Below are 17,498 nucleotides of genomic sequence, written 5' to 3' on the forward strand. Positions count from 1 at the left end.
GTGCCCATCGGGCGCGGCCTTTTTCTTTGCAGAGAATTCAGGCGCTGTGGTGCTCCCCGACTAAAAGGGGCCGCGAATCTTTCACGCCCGAATCGCGGTATTCCACAGGTCTCATTTGAGCTGTGGACGATGGCAGTTTCTATGCAAGTCAAGCCTGCAATCTTTCCCCACTCAGGCGTAAAGTTAACCCATCGGTAAGAACCTTTTCGGGGACACGCGCATGAACGATATGTCCAATACGCCCAAGTCGGTCGAAGCACCGCACAATCTGTCGGCAGAAGCCGGCGTCCTCGGTGCGATCCTCTACGACAATAATGCGTTCCAGCGTGTTGCGGACATCCTGCGCTCCACTGACTTCTACTCGATCCCCCATCAGGAGATTTTCGAAGTCTGCTCGACAATGATCCAGGGCGGGCGTGTCGCTGACGGCATCACGCTGCGCGAGCATTTCGAGAAGGCTGACAAGCTGCAGGAAATCGGCGGCGCGTCCTATCTGGCAGAACTGCTCGACTCCGCAGCATTCGGCCCGGAAATCTCTGACTACGCCCGCATGATCCGCGATTTCGCGATGCGCCGTGACCTGATCGACATCGGGGCGACGGTCCAGCACCGCGCTTTCAAGCCAGCCCCTGAAGAAGACGGCGACAAGCAGCTGGAGCTCGCCGAGCGCCAGCTCTTTGACCTCGCAGACCGCGGCTCTTCCGGCCGCGGCTTCCATTCCTTTTCGACCGCTCTCAAAGAGTCGCTCGCCATGGCAGAGGCGGCCTTCAAGCGCGACGGCAAGATCGCCGGTGTGGCATCCCAGCTGGACGACCTCGACACGATGCTTGGCGGCTTCCACAAGTCTGACCTCGTCATCCTCGCGGGCCGCCCTTCCATGGGTAAGACCACGCTCGCGACCAATATCGCCTTCAACGCCGCGCAGGCCTGCCGCCGTGAGACTCAGCCTGACGGGTCGAAGAAAACCGTCGAAGGCGCTGTTGTTGCGTTCTTTTCTCTCGAAATGTCGTGTGAGCAACTCGCCACGCGTATCATCGCAGACCGCACAGGACTTAACGCCCACCACATCCGTCAGGGCGACCTTGATGCCAGCGATTTTGAAAAGATCCGCCAGGCGACAGAAGAGCTTCAGAACCTGCCGCTCTATATCGATGACCAGGGCGGAATCTCGGTCAGCCAGCTTGCCGCCCGTGCCCGGCGCCTGAAGCGCACCAGCGGCCTCGACATGGTCGTCATCGACTATCTTCAGCTTCTGACCTCCACGACCGGCAAAGCCAGCGACTCACGCGTTCAGGAGATCACGCAGATCACGATGGGCCTCAAGGCGCTCGCCAAGGAGCTCAACGTCCCGGTCATCGCCCTCTCCCAGCTGTCGCGTCAGGTCGAACAGCGTGAAGACAAACGCCCGCAGCTCTCTGACCTTCGCGAATCCGGCTCGATTGAGCAGGACGCTGACGTCGTCATGTTCGTCTACCGCGAGTCCTATTATCTGGAGCGGACCGAGCCCCAGTCTGGCGGTGAAGACCCGGCATCTGCGGAGAAATGGACCAAATGGCGCCAGCGCATGGACGAGGTTCTCGGCACCGCTGAAGTCATTATCGGCAAGCAGCGTCACGGCCCGATTGGCCGCGTCACCCTTGCCTTCGATGCCAACACGACCCGTTTCGGCAACCTCAAGCGCCAGCAGCCTGAACCAGACTTCGGCTAGAATGGGTTGCGGCAAGGCCTTGCGGCAGACTATGCCGCATCAATGAGTTTCAGCCCCCGCGCCCGCGTGCACCTTCAGAACATCGTCGCCAACTGGCGCACGATTGCTGCTCTCATCCCGGAGAGCGAGGCTGGCGCGGTCGTAAAGGCCAACGCCTACGGCCACGGCGTCGCCCGGGTCGCGTCCGCCCTGCATGAAGCCAGCTGCCGGACATTCTTCGTCGCCTATGTCGAGGAAGGTGCAGAGCTTCGCGCCGCCATCGGCGAAGACGCGCTCATTCTGGCCTTCAATGGCGCGGAGCCGTCTGACGCGGACCTCGCGCGCGCAAATGCCATCACACCTGTCCTGAACGCGCTGCCAGCCATCAAGGACTGGCTCTCCCTTACCGACGCCCCCGACTACGCAGTCCACATCGACACGGGCATGAACCGGCTCGGCGTGCGCATGGAAGATGTGGCCGAGCTGAAAGCCCTCACAGCCAGCAGGCCGCCAGTGCATGTCATGTCTCACCTCGTTGATTCAGACGACCGCTCGCGCTCGATCAACGCCAAGCAGCTTGAGCGTTTCAGCCAAGCCGCCTCCCACTTCCCACAGGCCCGAAAAAGCTTCGCCAATACTGGCGGCTGCCTGATGGGGCAGGATTACGGGTTTGACGTGGCACGCCCGGGCATCGGCCTCTATGGCGGCGGCCCGCCCCTTCCAGAAGGCGTCTCCCTCAAGCCCGGCATGACGCTGGAAGCGCCGATCCTGACGGTACAGAGCGTTCAGCCCGGCGAAACGGTCGGCTATGGCGCAACCTACACCTTCGATACACCGCGTACCCTCGCGACCGTGGCGCTCGGCTATGGCGACGGTTTCCCGCGCTCGGCCAGCAATAAGGGCATGGCCTCGCTGGGCGGCATCACCTGCCCGATCGTCGGGCGGGTTTCCATGGACCTGATTACGATCGACGTGACGCAGGCACGAGACCTTGCAAAGCCCGGAGCATTCGCCCAATTCATCGGGGCTGAGGTCCTGCTTGAAGGGCAGGCCAGACGCGCCGGCACAGTCGGCTATGAACTCGTAACAGGACTGGGCCATCGTGTCAGACGCATCTACGACTAAATCCGGCGGCTTTCCGAACCCGCTCGCCTGGACAGGGCGCGGCACCCTTGCGCTCTTCGCGGAGATTGGCCGCCTGTCGATCTTCTCAGGTCGCACGGCTCTTTCTGCCCTCACCCCGCCCTGGAATCTTGCCCAGCTGTGGAAGCAGATCATCGCGATCGGTTTTTACTCACTTCCAGTCGTCGGCCTCTCAGCTGTCTTCATTGGCGCGGCACTGGCCCTTAACATCTATACGGGCGGCAATCGCTTTGGCGCTGAACAGTTCGTTCCGAACATCGTCGTCCTTGGCATAACGCGAGAGCTTGGCGCGACAATCACCGGCCTGATGCTGGCCGGCCGCGTCACGGCGGGTATCGCCGCAGAAATTGGCGCGATGAAAGTCACCGAGCAGATCGACGCGTTGAAGACGCTCTCGGCCAATCCGTTTCGCTATCTCTATGCGCCGCGCTTCCTGGCGGCCGCCCTTACCCTGCCACTCCTCGTCCTGATCGCAGACATCATCGGCGTCATGGGCGGCTGGCTGGTCAGCGTCTATGCGCTCGACTTCGACTCGACGACCTACATCCGCAACACGATGGACTTCCTGACGATCGAGGACGTCGCCGTCGGCCTCATCAAGGCTGTAATCTTCGGCATGGTGATCGCACTGATGGGTTGTTATCAAGGCTCGAAATCATCGGCTGGCGCGACAGGCGTCGGACGCGCCGCGACCCTTTCCATGGTCGGTGCGGCTGTTCTGGTCCTCGCCGCCAACTACATCCTCTCCACCTTCTTCGTGCAGATCGGCATCTGATGACGCAGCCTATCCTTGAACTCAAAGGCGTCGAGAAAAGCTTCGGCTCGAACCACGTCCTTCGCGGCGTCGATATCGATGTCGCCCCAGGGCGATCGCTCGTCGTGCTTGGCGGGTCAGGCTCCGGCAAGTCGGTCATGCTGAAGAACGCGCTTGGCCTGATGACACCCGATGCCGGCAAGATCCTGTTCGACGGGAAGGACGTCACAAAGGATCAGGGCAAGACCCGCGAAGCGATGCGGTCCCGCGTCGGCATGCTGTTTCAGTCGGGCGCCCTCTTCGACTCTCTCACCGTCTGGGAAAACGTTGCTTTCCGCCTGCTCAATGCCGACAAGATGAAGCGTTCCGACGCGAAAGAGCAGGCCATCGAGACCCTCAAAAAGGTTCGCCTTGGCGCTTCTGTCGCAGACCTTCGGCCAGCAGAAATATCAGGCGGCATGCAAAAGCGCGTCGCCCTCGCCCGCGCCATCATCACCAAGCCTGATCTCATTTTCTTCGACGAACCGACGACCGGTCTCGACCCCATCACCGCCGACGCAATCAATGATCTCATTCTCGAGCAGGTAAAAGCGCTCGGCGCCGCCGCTGTCACGATCACCCATGACATGGCCTCCGCCCGCAAGGTCGCTGACGAGATCGCCATGCTGTTCGAGGGCAAGATCATCTGGCGGGGCCCTGCCAGCGAGATTGACCGGTCCGGCAATGACCATGTCGACCAGTTCGTCCACGGCCGCGCCGACGGCCCGATCCAGCCATCCCTCTAGGCGTCAGACCCTTCGTTCAATGAGGCAGAGATCTCATTGAATATGGAGATGGACTCCGCAAGCAGGCCATCATTCGCGCCGCCGAGAAGCCGTCGGTCCGCCTCGATCTGATCGCCATAGAGTTCAGCGGCCAGCCCTCTCAGTGGAAGTAGCTCTTCGGCTGGCTCATCTACATTTGCCTGCACGACGGTAAGCCCGCCAAGCATCAGCTTGTCCTTTGCTTCCGCGCTGGCCTGCTGACACGCAAATTGAAACAGGACGTTGCGCTTCAGCCCGTCGATGAACTCTGGCCGAAGCTTTGCAGCATTGGTGTATTCCTCGCGTGCCATCGCCGGGTCAAAGCTGCCATGGATCTTGCGCCCGACAAGCAGGACGCTCGGATAGATACGGTCCGTGTCGAACCCTGTACCAGCCTGATAGTCGACCGGATTTCGCCGCGAATGCTCAAGCAAGGTAACAAACATGATGGACGCGGCTAACCGCAGATAGGCCTCGCCGGACCCGTCGGCGATCTGCTGCTGCATCCCCTTCGCGCCCTTGCTGGACCAGACATACAGGCCCACCAGAACGATGACCGCACCCACACCCGCAACAATCCAGATTGTCATGACACCCCCCGCACAGGCCCTTGGAACTCAAACCTGGTTCGACTTAAGCCTGCTTTTTGGGGACAAGCCACTCAAATGTGATGGCTGGCCGCCGCCTTCCCCGCCGCCCGGCCCATCGCAAGGCAGGCCGTCAGGAGATAGCCACCTGTAGGCGCGTCCCAGTCGACCATTTCGCCCGCGCAATAGACGCCGGGCAGAGCATTCAGCATCAACCGCTCATCCAGCGCGTCCCATGCCACCCCGCCCGCAGTCGAGATGGCCTCATCCATCGGCGCGGACGCATCGATGCGAACCGGCAATGCCTTCAGGAACGCAGCAAGATCTGCCGCATCTGCAGGCGGCGCCCCCCGCGCAATCTCGTTCACGAGTGCGATCTTGGTCCGGTCGAGCCGCGCCGCCTTACACAGCCTGTTGGAGCTTGAATCCTTTGGATTGACAGCGGCCAGACGCCGTCTCAGCCCATCCATATCGACATCAGGCAGAAGATCGACCTTCAGCTGCGCCGAACCCTTACCCTCAATCTGCCGCAGCAAATCCGCAGACAGGGGGTAGAGCGCCCCGCTCTCAACGCCGCGCCTGGTGATGACGACATCGCCCTGCGCCGACTGCTGGCCTGCCGACAGCTTCACGCCTTTCAGCGGTGCGCCTTCAAACCCTTCGAGCAGGCGTTTCGACCAGGTCACTTCGAACCCGCAATTGGACGGCTGGAACGGCGCAAGCTCGACACCCTTCGCGGCCAGCAGCTCTGCCCAGGCCCCATCCGAGCCGAGCCTCGACCAGCTCGCGCCGCCAAGCGCGAGTATGACCGCATCAGCCCCCCGCCTCACCTCGCCTTCAGGCGCGTGAAACACCAGCGCCCCGGCCTCGTCCCATCCCCGCCAACGATGGCGCACATGAAGTCGCGCGCCGCCTTCGCGCAGCCGCGCCAGCCAGGCGCGCAAGAGCGGAGATGCCTTCATCATCACTGGAAAAACCCGGCCCGAACTCCCCGTGAAGCTCTCGATCCCAAGCCCGTTCATCCAGCGCTCAATGTCGCCCGGCCCGAACGCAGCAATCATCTCATCCAGCCGCGAATCCAGCGCGCGATAGCGGGACCGGAAAAGCTTCTCTTCCTCGCTGTGAGAGATGTTCAGACCGCTCTTGCCCGCCATAAGGAATTTGCGCGCGACACTCGGCATGGCGTCATAGATCGACACCTGCGCGCCTGCCTCGATAGCGGCTTCTGCTGCCATAAGCCCTGCCGGCCCGGCACCGATGATCGCGATATGCTTCACCCGGCCTGTCTAGCCAGCGTCGGGAAGCCTTGCCAGTGGCACTGCCGCAACGCAGCGCTCCAAAGCAGAACGGCCGGCACCTTGGTCAGGGCCGGCCGTGCACTTTACAGGGGGTCATGCCCCTCTAGCCTTCAGATGTCGTCTTGGCTTCTGCGACACGCTCGGCTTTCGGGAAAACCCGTCCCATTGCATCCTTGACCGCGGCGTCGACACAAATGGCCGTGGCACGCTGGTAAGCGATCGGTTGCGGGCCGCTGCGGGCAAGGCAGGCATGTTCTGCCGCCCGTTCGATCCGGCTCTCCGCCATGGCGCGGCCTTCGGGTGTGGCAAGGTCGAGGCCGGAGATATCAGCTTCGACGGATTTCACGGCCTGGGTGCTGCCGGCAAAGGCTGGCGCAGCAAAACCTGCACAGACGGTGAGGGCGATTGCGGTGATAACGCTCTTATTTTTCATTGTTATGGGTCCTTCTCTCTGTTTGTTATCGACCCTGTTCCTGAGCGACCCCTTCATACCATAATTATTGTTTTTCGATAATTAAATTATCGTAATTCGATATGGAAGATGGCTACAAATCCCGCTTCACCCCTGCCCGGCAACAGTTTAGGTCTGTTCACCATGCCCAAAGCGAACACCGTCTTCACCTGTCACTCCTGCGGCGCCGTCCATCCAAAATGGTCAGGGCGCTGCGATGCTTGCGGGGAGTGGAATACACTCGTTGAAGAGACTTCTTCGGCGGCGCCCGGGGGGCTGGCTGCGCCCAAGTCATCGTCCCGCAAAGCCGGCAAGGCAGAGTTCACTACGCTGAACGCTGTCGAGGACGCACCTACCCGCCACATGATCGGCGTCGATGAGCTGGACCGCGTCTTTGGCGGCGGCGTCGTGCCTTCATCTGCCACGCTGATCGGCGGCGATCCAGGCATCGGCAAATCGACGCTTCTCCTACAGGTCGCTGCGCGTCTCGCCCGCAATGGCCTCTCCACCGTCTATGTTTCGGGCGAAGAAGCCGCCGCCCAGATACAGGACCGCGCCCGGAGGCTGAAAGTCTCCGAGAGCCCCGTAGAGCTCGCGACCGAAACCGACCTTCGAAAAGTCATGTCGGCGCTCAAGTCTGCCAATCCGGACTTCGTCGTCATCGACTCCATCCAGACCATGTGGTCTGACAGCCTGGAAGCCGCCCCTGGCTCAGTCGCTCAGGTCCGCGCCTGCGCGCAGGAGCTGACGCGTTGGGCCAAGAAGTCCGGCGCCGCGCTCATCCTCGTCGGCCACGTGACCAAGGAAGGCCAGATCGCAGGCCCCCGCGTCGTCGAACATATGGTCGACACCGTCTTCTATTTCGAAGGCGAGCGCGGCCACCAGTTCCGTATCCTCCGCGCCGTGAAGAACCGTTTCGGCCCCACAGATGAAATCGGCATTTTTGAGATGCACCAGTACGGCCTCGCTCCGGCGCGAGAGCCATCTGCCCTTTTCCTCTCCAACGAAGACGAGACCTCCGGCGGCACAGCCGTCTTCGCCGCCATGGAAGGCTCGCGTCCTGTCCTCGCCGAAGTTCAGGCGCTGGTCGCGGCCTCCGCCTATGGCACGCCACGGCGCAGCATCGTCGGCTGGGACGCCAACCGCCTCGCCATGGTCCTTGCCGTGCTCGAAGCGCGCTGCGGTGTCTCTCTGGCCGGTCGCGACGTCTACCTGTCGGTCGCGGGCGGCTACCGTATGGCAGAACCTGCAGGCGACCTCGCCGCAGCCGCCGCCCTCCTCACTTCGCTGGCAGACCGGCCCCCGCCCGAAAAGTCTGTCTTCTTCGGCGAAGTCGCCCTCTCCGGCGCCATCCGTCCCGTCGCGCGCATGGATCAGCGCCTGAAAGAAGCGCAGCGCCTTGGTTTCAGGAATGCATTCGTCCCCGAAGGCAGCACCGGATCGTTTGAAGGGTTGACCGTGAAGCCTCTATCGCGCCTATCTGATCTGGTAGATTTAATAGGTCCGGACCCAGAGCCATGATGGACGCCATTACAGCCTTCGACGCCATCGTGGTCGTTCTCCTGATCCTGTCCACGCTGATGGCGTTTGCTCGCGGCTTCATGAGAGAGCTTGCGACGCTTGGCGCATTCATCGCCGCGCTGGCGGCGGCCTACTACGCCAACAAATACCTTCATTCTGCCTTTGCGCGTTTCCTGCCGCAGGACACACCCGCCTATCTGCCCAGCCTGATCCTGTTTCTGGCCTTCTTCCTGCTGGTCTACGTCATTGTCGCCTGGTTCGGCGCAAACCTCTCCCGGTCCATACAGGGCGTTGAAGGCATCGGTATGCTCGACCGGGTCACCGGGGCTGCCTTTGGCTTCATTCGCGGCGCGGTCATCCTTGTATTCTTTGTCTTTCTCCTCCGCATGGCGCTCGATCAGGACCGCATCCCGGAATGGATCCGCACGGCCCAGTCCTACTCCCTTCTGGAGAGCGGCGCCGACTATGTCGCCGAAAGCGCGCCGGAACTCGCACGCAGCCCTGCAGCCGAGCAACCTTGACGAATCCTCGCCAGAGGCATACTTGCGCGCCATAGCTAGCTCGTGAGGTGTCGATGATCTGGGACCATGATGACGACAAGCCTCGCGAAGAATGCGGCATCGTAGGCGTCTTCAACCATCCGGAGGCGTCGCTACTCGTCGCTCTCGGTCTTCACGCCCTCCAGCATCGCGGACAGGAAGCCTGTGGCATCACCACTTACGATGGTGAGAAGTTCCACAATGAGCGCCATATGGGCCTCGTCGGTGAGAATTTCGGCGGTGACCTGACCTCGCGCCTCCCCGGCAGCGCCGCCATCGGTCACAATCGCTACTCCACCGCTGGCAAGCCGGCGATGCGCAACATACAGCCCATCTTCGCAGATCTCGCGAACACCGGCTTTGCCCTCGCCCACAATGGCAACCTCACCAATGCGGTTGCCCTCCGCAAGGAGCTGATCAGCAAGGGCGCCATCTTCCAGTCGACCATGGACACTGAAGTCGTCCTGCAACTCGTCGCCCGCTCGGGTCGCCGCCTGATGCGTGAGCGCGTGATGGAAGCCCTTCAGGCCGTCGAAGGCGGCTATGCCTTTGTCGGTCTCACCAACAAGAAACTGATCGGCGCACGCGACCCGGTTGGTCTTCGCCCGCTCGTCCTCGGCAAGATTGGCAAGGGCTGGGTACTCGCCTCTGAGACCTGCGCCCTCGACATGATCGGCGCTGAATTCATCCGCGAAATCGAAAACGGCGAAATCGTCATCATCAGCGAAGAAGGCGTCGAAAGCTTCCGTGCGTTTCCGGAACGCCCTGAAAGCCCGTGCCTCTTCGAATACGTCTACTTCGCCCGCCCGGACAGCATCGTTCAGGGCCGCAGCGTCTATCAGGTCCGCCGCCGCATGGGTCACCAGCTTGCGCGTGAAAACCCGGCAGATGTGGACGTCATCGTTCCGGTTCCGGATTCCGGCGTACCCGCCGCGCTCGGCTTTTCCGAACAGAGCGGGATACCATTTCAGCTCGGCATCATCCGCAGCCACTATGTCGGGCGCACCTTCATTGAGCCGACCCAGCTCGGTCGCCAGAAATCCATCTCGAAGAAGCATTCTCCGAACAAGTCGGTTCTGGAAGGCAAACGCGTCCTGCTGGTCGACGACTCCATCGTGCGTGGCAACACCTCCAAGAAGATCGTCCAGATGGTCCGCGACGCCGGTGCCAAGGAAGTGCATCTGCGCTCTGCTAGCCCCCCGATTGTGAACCCGGACTTCTACGGCATCGACATGCCGACCAAGGGTGAGCTTCTTGCCTCCAACAATTCGCTGGAGCAGATGCGCAACTTCCTGAACGTGGAAACGCTGGGCTTCCTGTCGGTGGATGGCCTCTACGCCTCGATCGGTATCAAGCGCGATATGACCATGCCGCAATTCTCCGATCACTGCTTTACGGGATGCTATCCAACGCGCCTCGTCGACCAGATGCAGGAAGAAGGCGGCAAGGACAGACAGCTTTCACTGCTGGACTAGGCACGCCCTGACAGGCTAACCCGCCCCTCATGGACAAGCGTATCACATTCATCACCGGCGCCTCGCGCGGGATCGGCAAGGCTGCCGCCCTCGAGCTCGCGCGCCGTGGCCACCATATCGTCGCCGCCGCACGCTCAAAGCTTGCGCTCGAAAAGCTGGACGACGAGATCAACGCCGTTGGCGGCTCCGCCACGCTGATCCCGATGGATCTGAAGGAAACGACCGCCTTCGAAGCTGCCGGTCAGGCGCTTGCCACCAAGTTCGGACGCATTGACGGACTGCTCGGTAATGCCGGCGTGCTCGGCTCGCTCGGCCCGCTACAGGCCGTTGGCCCGCGCAGCTTCGAGGAAACCATTGAGGTGAACCTCACGGCCAACTGGCGCCTCATCCGCGCCATGCATCCGCTCCTGCAGCGCTCTGAAGCGCCGCGGGCGGTGTTTGTGTCATCCGGAGTCGTTCCACGCCCGCGCGCCTTCTGGGGCCCCTACCAGGCCTCCAAGATGGGTCTTGAAGGCCTTGCCTATGCTTGGGCTGACGAGAATGAGAAGATGCCGCTTCGGGTGAACATCTTTGATCCCGGCGCGACGCGTACCGGTATGCGCGCCGAAGCCATGCCGAGCGAAGATCCGATGACGCTGCCCGCGCCTGAAGACGTCGTCAAGCAGCTCGCCCCCCTCCTCGAAGAAGGCGAAACGCGCACCGGCGCCCGCATCACTTTTGAACCAAACGCCTAGCCGACAGGCCGAAGACTGAAGATCGGTCCACCAGCGCCCGGCTCACCTTCCTGGACAAGCCGGCTGGTCTCGACGGCAAGGCCTTCAGCTTCCAGCCGCTGGCGCAGCACGTCCAGCCGCGCAGCCAGCAGGTCGGCCTGCGTCCCCGTCGCGGGCACGCGCGGCCCTCGCACGACAATCTCGACACGCCCAGTCCCCCATCGTTCAAATGCCCAGAGACTTTTGGTGAGCGCCGTCTCACCCTCTTCAGCGAGCGCCTCACCCGCTGCGATGAAGTCAATTTCCGGCAGGCGAACGACAGGCGGCACCACCTGAAGCTGCCAGTCAGCAAAGTTCTCAGCGAGGCGCGTCTCCATGGCGCGATAGGCCGCGATAGTGAAGTCATCAGACGGTTCTGCGATGAATGTCGCCCGCCGGGCCTCTGCTTCGATATCAGCCGCGAGCACCGGAAAGGCCAGGGACGAGCGGATATCGGCCTCGCGCTGCCGGGCCTCGACGGACGAGGTCGCGATCTGCTCAAGCCTCGAAATCTCCTCGCGCAGCGGCGCTGCCAGAGAGGAATCGGCCAGCCTCAATATGTCCTCGGTATTGCTCTCTTCGTCGATCAGAACCTGATTGAGGTTGACGGCGAAACCACGGCCGAAACGGCTCGAAAAGCTTTCCGACAACTGGCGCCCGGCATCCGGGTTGCGGTCCACCGTGAAGACAGTGGCCTCGACCTGAATATCGCGCCCTGCCGGGAAGGAGATGTTCAGGTCGCCAATCCGCGTAATGTCATCGTCGAACGGCCCCAGCATGTTGGCGCGCACATGATTGGTCACCGTCGCCTCATAGGCGATGTCGCGCAGCGTGAAACCAAGCGGCACGGACAGACCTGCGAACACCACGACAATGAATAGCGTCTGCATCAGCGTATGGCGTGGGCTATGCTCAGCCCCAAAGCCATAGATGCGCGAAAGTACCGTCACCGTCAGCGCGATGGCGAGCAGGTTTGTCATGAAGAGGAAGAATGCACCCCCTGCATAGGCAAGCGAGCCGATGGCCAGGCCATAGCCACAGACAGCCAGGGGCGGCATCAGCGCCGTCGCAATGGCAACGCCGACAATCGTCTCGCCCTTGCGGTGGATCACCGCATAGCCGCCCGCAAGGCCAGAAAAGACCGCAACTAGCAGGTCAAGCAGGTTCGGCCGTGTGCGCGCGATGATCTCCCGCGTCGGCTCTGTCAGCGGCGAGAATTCGGTGATGAGGTACGCCACAGCAATCGCCGCAAACACACCGACCGTCAGCGTCACTATAGACTGGCGGAGCGCTGCGACTTCCAGGATCGACAGGGAGAAGCCCATCAGGATGATCGGCCCCATCAGCGGTGAAACAAGCATCGCGCCGATGACGACCGCTGGCGAAGACAGCAGAAGGCCCAGCGTCGCAATGGCGCCGGAAATGATGATCATGAAGATATAGCGGCCCGACATGCGGCCTTCGTCATGGACGTGCTCGACCACTTCCTCATGGTCGATGCGCCGGGCAAGCGACCGCAGCCAGATTCGGGCGCGGCGCGTTTCTTTTGCCGCGCGATCATTCACGCCGCCAAACATCTGCTTCGACATTCAGGCTCTCAACTCAAAACCGGATCGTGGATCTGACTATAGGGCGGCCATGGGCCGGGTCACGCCAGATACGCAGACTTCAAGCGCCAGTGTTCTGCGCCGCCCCCGCTTGCGTTTGAAGACCTAGCTGCGCTTGTTGATGCTGCGGGTCTTGCCCTTGCCGCGGCCGCTCGTCTTCTTCTGGTTTTGCGGCTTGTACTTGTCACCATAAGGATTGGCGCTCTGGCGCACGAACAGCCGGATTGGCACGCCCGGCATGTCAAAGGCTTCTCGGATCCCGTTGATCAGGAAGCGCTTATACTGCTCTGGCATATGCTCGGCGCGCGATGCCATCAGCACGAAGGTCGGCGGGCGCGCCTTCATCTGGGCAATATAGCGCGGCTTGATCCGCTTGCCGTGCACGGATGGCGGCGGGTGGCGCTCAATCGTGTAGCGAAGCCAGCGATTGAGATCGCCCGTCTTCACGCGCGCAGACCAGTCCTGATAGACCTTGGCAACGGCTGGCATGAAGCGGTCGACCCGTTTGCCGGTCAGGCCCGACAGCGTCACGACGGGCGCGCCGCGTGCGTTCGGGAGAAGGACTTTGGCCATCTCTGACAGCTCGCGCATCTTCTGCGCGTGATTGTCGACCGTATCCCACTTCGAAATCACGAAGACGAGGCCCCGCCCCTCACGTACGGCAAGGTCGGCAATCTGCAGGTCCTGCTTCTCGAACGCTTCATTCGCATCCATGACCAGCGCGATGACGTCAGCATATTTGAGTGACCGCACCGTCTCACCGGTCGACATCCGCTCCAGCTTTTCCTGGACCTTCGACTTGCGCCGAAGCCCGGCCGTATCCACCAGTTTGACCTTGCGGCCTTCATACATCCAGTCGACCGAGATGGAATCGCGCGTAATGCCGGCTTCCGGACCCGTCAGGAGGCGCTGCTCACCCAGCATCTGGTTGATAAGCGTCGACTTGCCCGCATTCGGACGCCCGACAATGGCGAGCCTGATTGGCTTTTTCCGAGCTTCTTCACGCGCGGCGAGCTGCGCCTCGGCTTCCGCCGCATCATCGATCCCGGCCGCTTCGAGGGCGGCGTTCAGCTCCTCTTCGGTCAGGTTCGGGTCATCGATGTCGATCTCGGCCATACGGTCGAGGATCTCATCGTCAAAGCCTTCGCCTTCCGCGGTGTCTTCTTCTGCGAACGCAGCTTCGAACGCTTCTTCGCCCAGCGCGGTACGGATAGCGCCGTAGAGCTCACCCATGCCTTCGCCATGGGCGCCTGACAGGCCCACAGGCTCACCAAAGCCCAGTCCCCAAGCCTCTGCGATACCGATATCGCCCTGACGGCCTTCTGCCTTGTTGGCAGCGATCACAATCGGCAGGTCAGCGCGGCGCAACAGGTCAGCGAACCGCTCGTCCATTGGCGTCACACCATCGCGCGCATCGATCAGGAAGAGCGCAAGCTCTGCCTCACGAATGGCGATCTCGGTCTGCTGGCGCATACGCGCTTCAAGCGAGTCGTCGGTGACGTCCTCGAAACCTGCCGTATCGATCAGGATAAGCGGCAGGTCGGCAAGGCGGCCGGGCGCTTCCTTGCGGTCGCGCGTCACCCCCGGCTGGTCATCGACCAGCGCAAGCTGCTTGCCGGCAAGCCGGTTGAACAGCGTCGACTTACCCACATTCGGGCGTCCGACGATGGCAATCTTCAACGGCATGCGCCGTCCTTTCGTGAAACCTGTCCCGACCGTTCAGGACAATGGCTGACCCTGCGCGATCCTAGCGGATTGCGATCAGCCGCGCATCGTCCGTGAGGACAAAGACCTTGTCGCCAACCGAAATCGGTTCGAGATAGACAGGATCGCTAAGCTCAAGCGACCCGATGCGCTCGCCCGTCTGCGGCGACAGCGCGATGACTGTGCCACGGGACGAGGCGACGATGACCTGATTTGAGGCGACGATCGGACCGGCATAGGTAATGCGTCCGCGTTGCTTTTCTTCACGCTCAAACTCGCGCAACTGCGTGACCCAGAACACTTGGCCGGTGCCGGCATTGATCGCCGCAACGCGCCCATTGGTACCAGAGATAAAGATATACTGGCCGACGAGCGCCGGAGCGGAGGTAGAGCCAATCGGCTGAACCCAGACGCGGTCACCGCTGCGCCCATCGATCGCCGCCATGACGCCCGACTGGTTCGCCGCGAAGACGAGACCTGCGCCAATGACCGGACGCGAGGCGATGTCATTGATCGACGAAATCGGCGTGAAACGGCCCGGACGCGACAGCGCTTCGGTCCAGAGACGGCGGCCATTCGCCGCCAGGTACGCGATGATCTCACCAGAGCTGTAAGGCGCAATCACGATGTCTTCGACAGCCGCCGGGCTGGAAGAACCAAGAACGCGCGCGGTTTCGGCGATTGCCTGGTCCGACCAGAGGATGCGGCCATCCTCGAGGTCGAGCGCGAACAGCTCATTATTGTTCGAAGACACGAAGATACGGCCATCATCGACCGTTGGCGCGCCGGTCATCGGCGCTTCCATGTCACGGCGCCAGATTTCACGGCCCGTTTCCGCATCCAGCGCAGCAACGAAACCATAGCCGCTTGCGACGATGAGGCGGCCAGCCGAATAGGCGAGACCCGAGCCAATGCCACGCTTGTCGCGGTCATTGCCGGACTTCAGCTCGCGCTGCCAGAGACGTGAGCCATTTGACAGGCTGAACGCGCGCACAGTCTGGCGTGCATCAGCAACGAAGATCGCTGTCTCGCTGGCAACAGGCGGCGTTGTAAGCGCGCCATTGCGATCAGTTCCCCGTCCTGCGTTGACCGACCACGCAATCTTGAGGTCAGCGGCGGCAGCCACATGGCCGGCAGCTTTTGTCGGGCGCGCACCTGCCTCAGGCCAGCTGGCAAGGGCCGTCGCCGAAGGAAGCGTGATCGTCTGGGTCGCGAGCGCCGGATCAGCCTCAATGGTTTCGTCACCCAGCACCATCTCGATGCGACCTTCTTTTTCCTCAGCGGTGAGCCGCTGCTCTTCAGCGCGTATATTCCTCACATAGGAACACGCCGACACGCTCAGGATGAGTGTGCCAAGCATTGCGGCCCGGAAAGTCATATTCATCATTCTGGCTGGTCTCCGTCGCTGGAAGCGGCATCGCCGGCTTCCGGAATATCGTCAGTCTCTACTGCCTCTGCAGGCGTGGCCTCTGGCGCTGCTTCACCCTCGGAAGCGGCAGTCGCTGGCTTCGCTGGCAGAGCCGCAAGCGCGCGAACAGCGCGCTGGGATACACCCTCAGGCACATTGGCCAGAAAGCGGAGCTCGTTGAAAACCTGGCGGGCATATTCCGTGTCGCCCTCCTGCGCGGCTTTCGACGCGATCAGCTCCAGCGCCAGTGCACCAAATTCGCTCTCTTCCTCAGGCAGCGTGCCGAGATAGGTTTCCAGCTCGGCGCGGCTTGCCGTCTGCGATTTCAGATAAGCCGCCTTCATCAGCGAAAGCTTGCCAATCGGCGTTTCAGAATTAGCCGCAAGCTCAAGCGCCGCGAGCGCTGCGTCGCGGTCGGCATTCCCTTCAAGACGGGCTTGCGCGAGGAAATTTGCTGCGAGCGGCGCAATCTCGTCGCCAGACTGTGCGAGCGTTTCAAACTCGCTTGCTGCTGTCTCATACTGCTGCTCTGCGAGCGCGCGATCTGCCTGCTCGAAGGCAGCAGACTGCGCTTCAAGGTCCTGCGAACGCTGGCTGCCCAGATACTCGTTCAGCGCCACGCCGCCGATCAGCAGACCCGCAGCGATATAGGCGAAGACGCCATACTTCTTCCAAAGGCGCGCCGCCTTGTCCTGGCGCAGGCCTTCTTCAACTTCCTCAAAGATATCAGCCAATTGGCCTACTCCACTGGATAATGGGCATCAAATCAGCGCGCACCCTAACCGGGGTGCCTGCCTGCGGCAACGCGTGATCACTGTTTCGTCTAGCCTTTCGGCAGCTTCGCCTTGCCGCCGCCGGATAGCTTGTAGGTTTCGGCCTCTGCAGGAAAGCTGCGCGAGCGCACATCACGGGCATAAGCCTCGACCGATTTTGCGATCTCGGACTGCAGGTCGCCATAGCGACGCACGAATTTCGGTGTCCAGTCGAAGATGCCCAGCATGTCCTGCGTCACCAGGATCTGCCCGTCGCAGGTGGCTGAAGCCCCAATGCCAATCGTTGGTATCGACAGCGTTTTCGTGATCTCATCGGCAAGGTCTTCAGCGACGCCTTCGATGACGATTGCAAAAGCGCCTGCCTCCTCTGCCGCGCGCGCTTCTTCCATGACACGCTCACGCTCTGCATCGTCGCGCCCCTGCGCCTTGAAGCCGCCAACGACATTGATCGCCTGCGGGCGGAGGCCAACATGGCCCATGACAGGCACGCCCCGCTCGACGAGGTGCTTGATCTGATGCGCTGCATAAGTGCCGCTTTCGATCTTCACCGCCTGGCAGCCCGTCTCCTTCATGATTCGCGATGCATTCAGGAACGCCTGATCCGCGCTCGTCTCATAGGAGCCAAACGGCATGTCGACGACAACGAACGCCCTGTCGGAACCGCGCATGACGGCTTGGCCATGCAGGATCATCATTTCCATGGTGACGCCCACAGTTGATGTCAGGCCGTGCACCACCATCCCCACGCTGTCGCCGACCAGTAAGAGGTCGCAATAGGGGTCCATGATTGCGGCCGTCGGCGCATCATAGGCGGTCAGGCAGACGAGTGGCTCGCCCTGTTTGGCGGACATGATATCGCGAACGGTCTTTCGTCTGACTTGGGATTGTGCGGACACGGGCGGCGTATCTCCATCAAAAGAACTGAACGCCCGTCTCCTAACAGAGCCCGTCCCCCAGCGCCAAGCGCGAAACCGAAGGCATCACAGCGCAGCCTGG

General features: G+C 61.8%; 16 protein-coding genes. 8 read left to right on the plus strand and 8 right to left on the minus strand.

Annotated features, from left to right (window positions below; genetic code table 11):
• Positions 1-220: 220 nt before the first annotated feature.
• Genes KUV46_14745 through KUV46_14760 form a run of 4 tightly spaced genes read left to right on the plus strand, consistent with a single transcriptional unit; the run spans position 221 to position 4,369 of the window.
• Positions 221-1,708: a replicative DNA helicase gene (locus KUV46_14745; GenBank protein ID QYJ00576.1), complete on the plus strand. Its 1,488-nt coding sequence runs from the start codon at positions 221-223 to the stop codon at positions 1,706-1,708.
• Positions 1,709-1,750: 42 nt separating this feature from the next.
• Positions 1,751-2,812 (plus strand): alanine racemase, encoded by a 1,062-nt coding sequence (gene alr, locus KUV46_14750; protein QYJ00577.1) that lies wholly within the window; start codon positions 1,751-1,753, stop codon positions 2,810-2,812.
• Entirely contained in the window at positions 2,790-3,605 is an 816-nt protein-coding gene (locus tag KUV46_14755) for an ABC transporter permease (GenBank protein ID QYJ00578.1), read from the plus strand. Before alr ends, KUV46_14755 begins: the two co-directional genes overlap by 23 nt.
• Positions 3,606-3,616: 11 nt before the next feature.
• A complete protein-coding gene (locus KUV46_14760; protein ID QYJ02421.1) occupies positions 3,617-4,369 on the plus strand; it encodes an ATP-binding cassette domain-containing protein in 753 nt (250 codons plus the stop codon).
• Here the strand turns inward: KUV46_14760 and KUV46_14765 are convergent.
• The 3 genes from KUV46_14765 to KUV46_14775 form a co-directional block, all read right to left on the minus strand.
• Positions 4,366-4,977 (minus strand): hypothetical protein, encoded by a 612-nt coding sequence (locus KUV46_14765; protein ID QYJ00579.1) that lies wholly within the window; start codon positions 4,975-4,977, stop codon positions 4,366-4,368. The two genes, KUV46_14760 and KUV46_14765, sit on opposite strands and share 4 nt — an antisense overlap.
• 71 nt (positions 4,978-5,048) lie before the next feature.
• Positions 5,049-6,209, minus strand: coding sequence for a TIGR03862 family flavoprotein (locus KUV46_14770; protein QYJ02422.1), 1,161 nt, complete (start codon positions 6,207-6,209; stop codon positions 5,049-5,051).
• Between the two features lie 166 nt (positions 6,210-6,375).
• Positions 6,376-6,705 (minus strand): UrcA family protein, encoded by a 330-nt coding sequence (locus tag KUV46_14775; GenBank protein QYJ00580.1) that lies wholly within the window; start codon positions 6,703-6,705, stop codon positions 6,376-6,378.
• Positions 6,706-6,867: 162 nt separating this feature from the next.
• Here KUV46_14775 and radA point away from each other — a divergent pair, with 162 nt between their 5' ends.
• Genes radA through KUV46_14795 form a run of 4 tightly spaced genes read left to right on the plus strand, consistent with a single transcriptional unit; the run spans position 6,868 to position 10,992 of the window.
• Positions 6,868-8,244 carry a DNA repair protein RadA gene (radA, locus tag KUV46_14780; protein ID QYJ00581.1) on the plus strand — a complete coding sequence of 459 codons (1,377 nt, stop codon included), beginning with the start codon at positions 6,868-6,870 and terminating at the stop codon, positions 8,242-8,244.
• Complete coding sequence (locus tag KUV46_14785) at positions 8,241-8,765, plus strand: CvpA family protein (GenBank protein QYJ00582.1); 525 nt, start codon at positions 8,241-8,243, stop codon at positions 8,763-8,765. The genes radA and KUV46_14785 overlap by 4 nt, the downstream gene beginning before the upstream one ends.
• A gap of 53 nt (positions 8,766-8,818) precedes the next feature.
• Positions 8,819-10,258, plus strand: coding sequence for an amidophosphoribosyltransferase (purF, locus tag KUV46_14790; GenBank protein ID QYJ00583.1), 1,440 nt, complete (start codon positions 8,819-8,821; stop codon positions 10,256-10,258).
• Between the two features lie 29 nt (positions 10,259-10,287).
• Complete coding sequence (locus tag KUV46_14795) at positions 10,288-10,992, plus strand: SDR family NAD(P)-dependent oxidoreductase (GenBank protein QYJ00584.1); 705 nt, start codon at positions 10,288-10,290, stop codon at positions 10,990-10,992.
• Here KUV46_14795 and KUV46_14800 read toward each other — a convergent pair.
• From KUV46_14800 to panB, 5 genes are all read right to left on the minus strand, one after another.
• On the minus strand, positions 10,989-12,599 hold the full coding sequence (locus tag KUV46_14800; GenBank protein ID QYJ00585.1) for a TIGR00341 family protein: 1,611 nt from the start codon (positions 12,597-12,599) through the stop codon (positions 10,989-10,991). The two genes, KUV46_14795 and KUV46_14800, sit on opposite strands and share 4 nt — an antisense overlap.
• A gap of 123 nt (positions 12,600-12,722) precedes the next feature.
• Positions 12,723-14,303: a ribosome biogenesis GTPase Der gene (gene der, locus KUV46_14805; GenBank protein QYJ00586.1), complete on the minus strand. Its 1,581-nt coding sequence runs from the start codon at positions 14,301-14,303 to the stop codon at positions 12,723-12,725.
• 61 nt (positions 14,304-14,364) lie between these two features.
• Positions 14,365-15,708, minus strand: coding sequence for a PQQ-binding-like beta-propeller repeat protein (locus KUV46_14810; GenBank protein ID QYJ00587.1), 1,344 nt, complete (start codon positions 15,706-15,708; stop codon positions 14,365-14,367).
• On the minus strand, positions 15,705-16,463 hold the full coding sequence (locus KUV46_14815; protein QYJ00588.1) for a hypothetical protein: 759 nt from the start codon (positions 16,461-16,463) through the stop codon (positions 15,705-15,707). The genes KUV46_14810 and KUV46_14815 overlap by 4 nt, the downstream gene beginning before the upstream one ends.
• Positions 16,464-16,552: 89 nt before the next feature.
• Positions 16,553-17,398 carry a 3-methyl-2-oxobutanoate hydroxymethyltransferase gene (gene panB / locus KUV46_14820; protein QYJ00589.1) on the minus strand — a complete coding sequence of 282 codons (846 nt, stop codon included), beginning with the start codon at positions 17,396-17,398 and terminating at the stop codon, positions 16,553-16,555.
• Between the last annotated feature and the right edge of the window lie 100 nt (positions 17,399-17,498).

This window comes from Thalassovita mediterranea (genome assembly GCA_019448215.1).
Taxonomy (GTDB): domain Bacteria; phylum Pseudomonadota; class Alphaproteobacteria; order Caulobacterales; family Hyphomonadaceae; genus Henriciella.

Bases quoted from the DNA above. Each gene is read 5' to 3' on its own strand.
- KUV46_14795 (QYJ00584.1), top strand. From the start codon at position 10,288: ATGGACAAGCGTATCACATTCATCACCGGCGCCTCGCGCGGGATCGGC.
- KUV46_14785 (QYJ00582.1), top strand. From the start codon at position 8,241: ATGATGGACGCCATTACAGCCTTCGACGCCATCGTGGTCGTTCTCCTG.
- purF (QYJ00583.1), top strand. From the start codon at position 8,819: ATGATCTGGGACCATGATGACGACAAGCCTCGCGAAGAATGCGGCATC.
- der (QYJ00586.1), bottom strand. From the start codon at position 14,303: ATGCCGTTGAAGATTGCCATCGTCGGACGCCCGAATGTGGGTAAGTCG.
- KUV46_14770 (QYJ02422.1), bottom strand. From the start codon at position 6,209: ATGGCAGCAGAAGCCGCTATCGAGGCAGGCGCGCAGGTGTCGATCTAT.
- KUV46_14800 (QYJ00585.1), bottom strand. From the start codon at position 12,599: ATGTCGAAGCAGATGTTTGGCGGCGTGAATGATCGCGCGGCAAAAGAA.
- KUV46_14765 (QYJ00579.1), bottom strand. From the start codon at position 4,977: ATGACAATCTGGATTGTTGCGGGTGTGGGTGCGGTCATCGTTCTGGTG.
- KUV46_14745 (QYJ00576.1), top strand. From the start codon at position 221: ATGAACGATATGTCCAATACGCCCAAGTCGGTCGAAGCACCGCACAAT.
- radA (QYJ00581.1), top strand. From the start codon at position 6,868: ATGCCCAAAGCGAACACCGTCTTCACCTGTCACTCCTGCGGCGCCGTC.
- KUV46_14810 (QYJ00587.1), bottom strand. From the start codon at position 15,708: ATGATGAATATGACTTTCCGGGCCGCAATGCTTGGCACACTCATCCTG.
- KUV46_14775 (QYJ00580.1), bottom strand. From the start codon at position 6,705: ATGAAAAATAAGAGCGTTATCACCGCAATCGCCCTCACCGTCTGTGCA.
- alr (QYJ00577.1), top strand. From the start codon at position 1,751: ATGAGTTTCAGCCCCCGCGCCCGCGTGCACCTTCAGAACATCGTCGCC.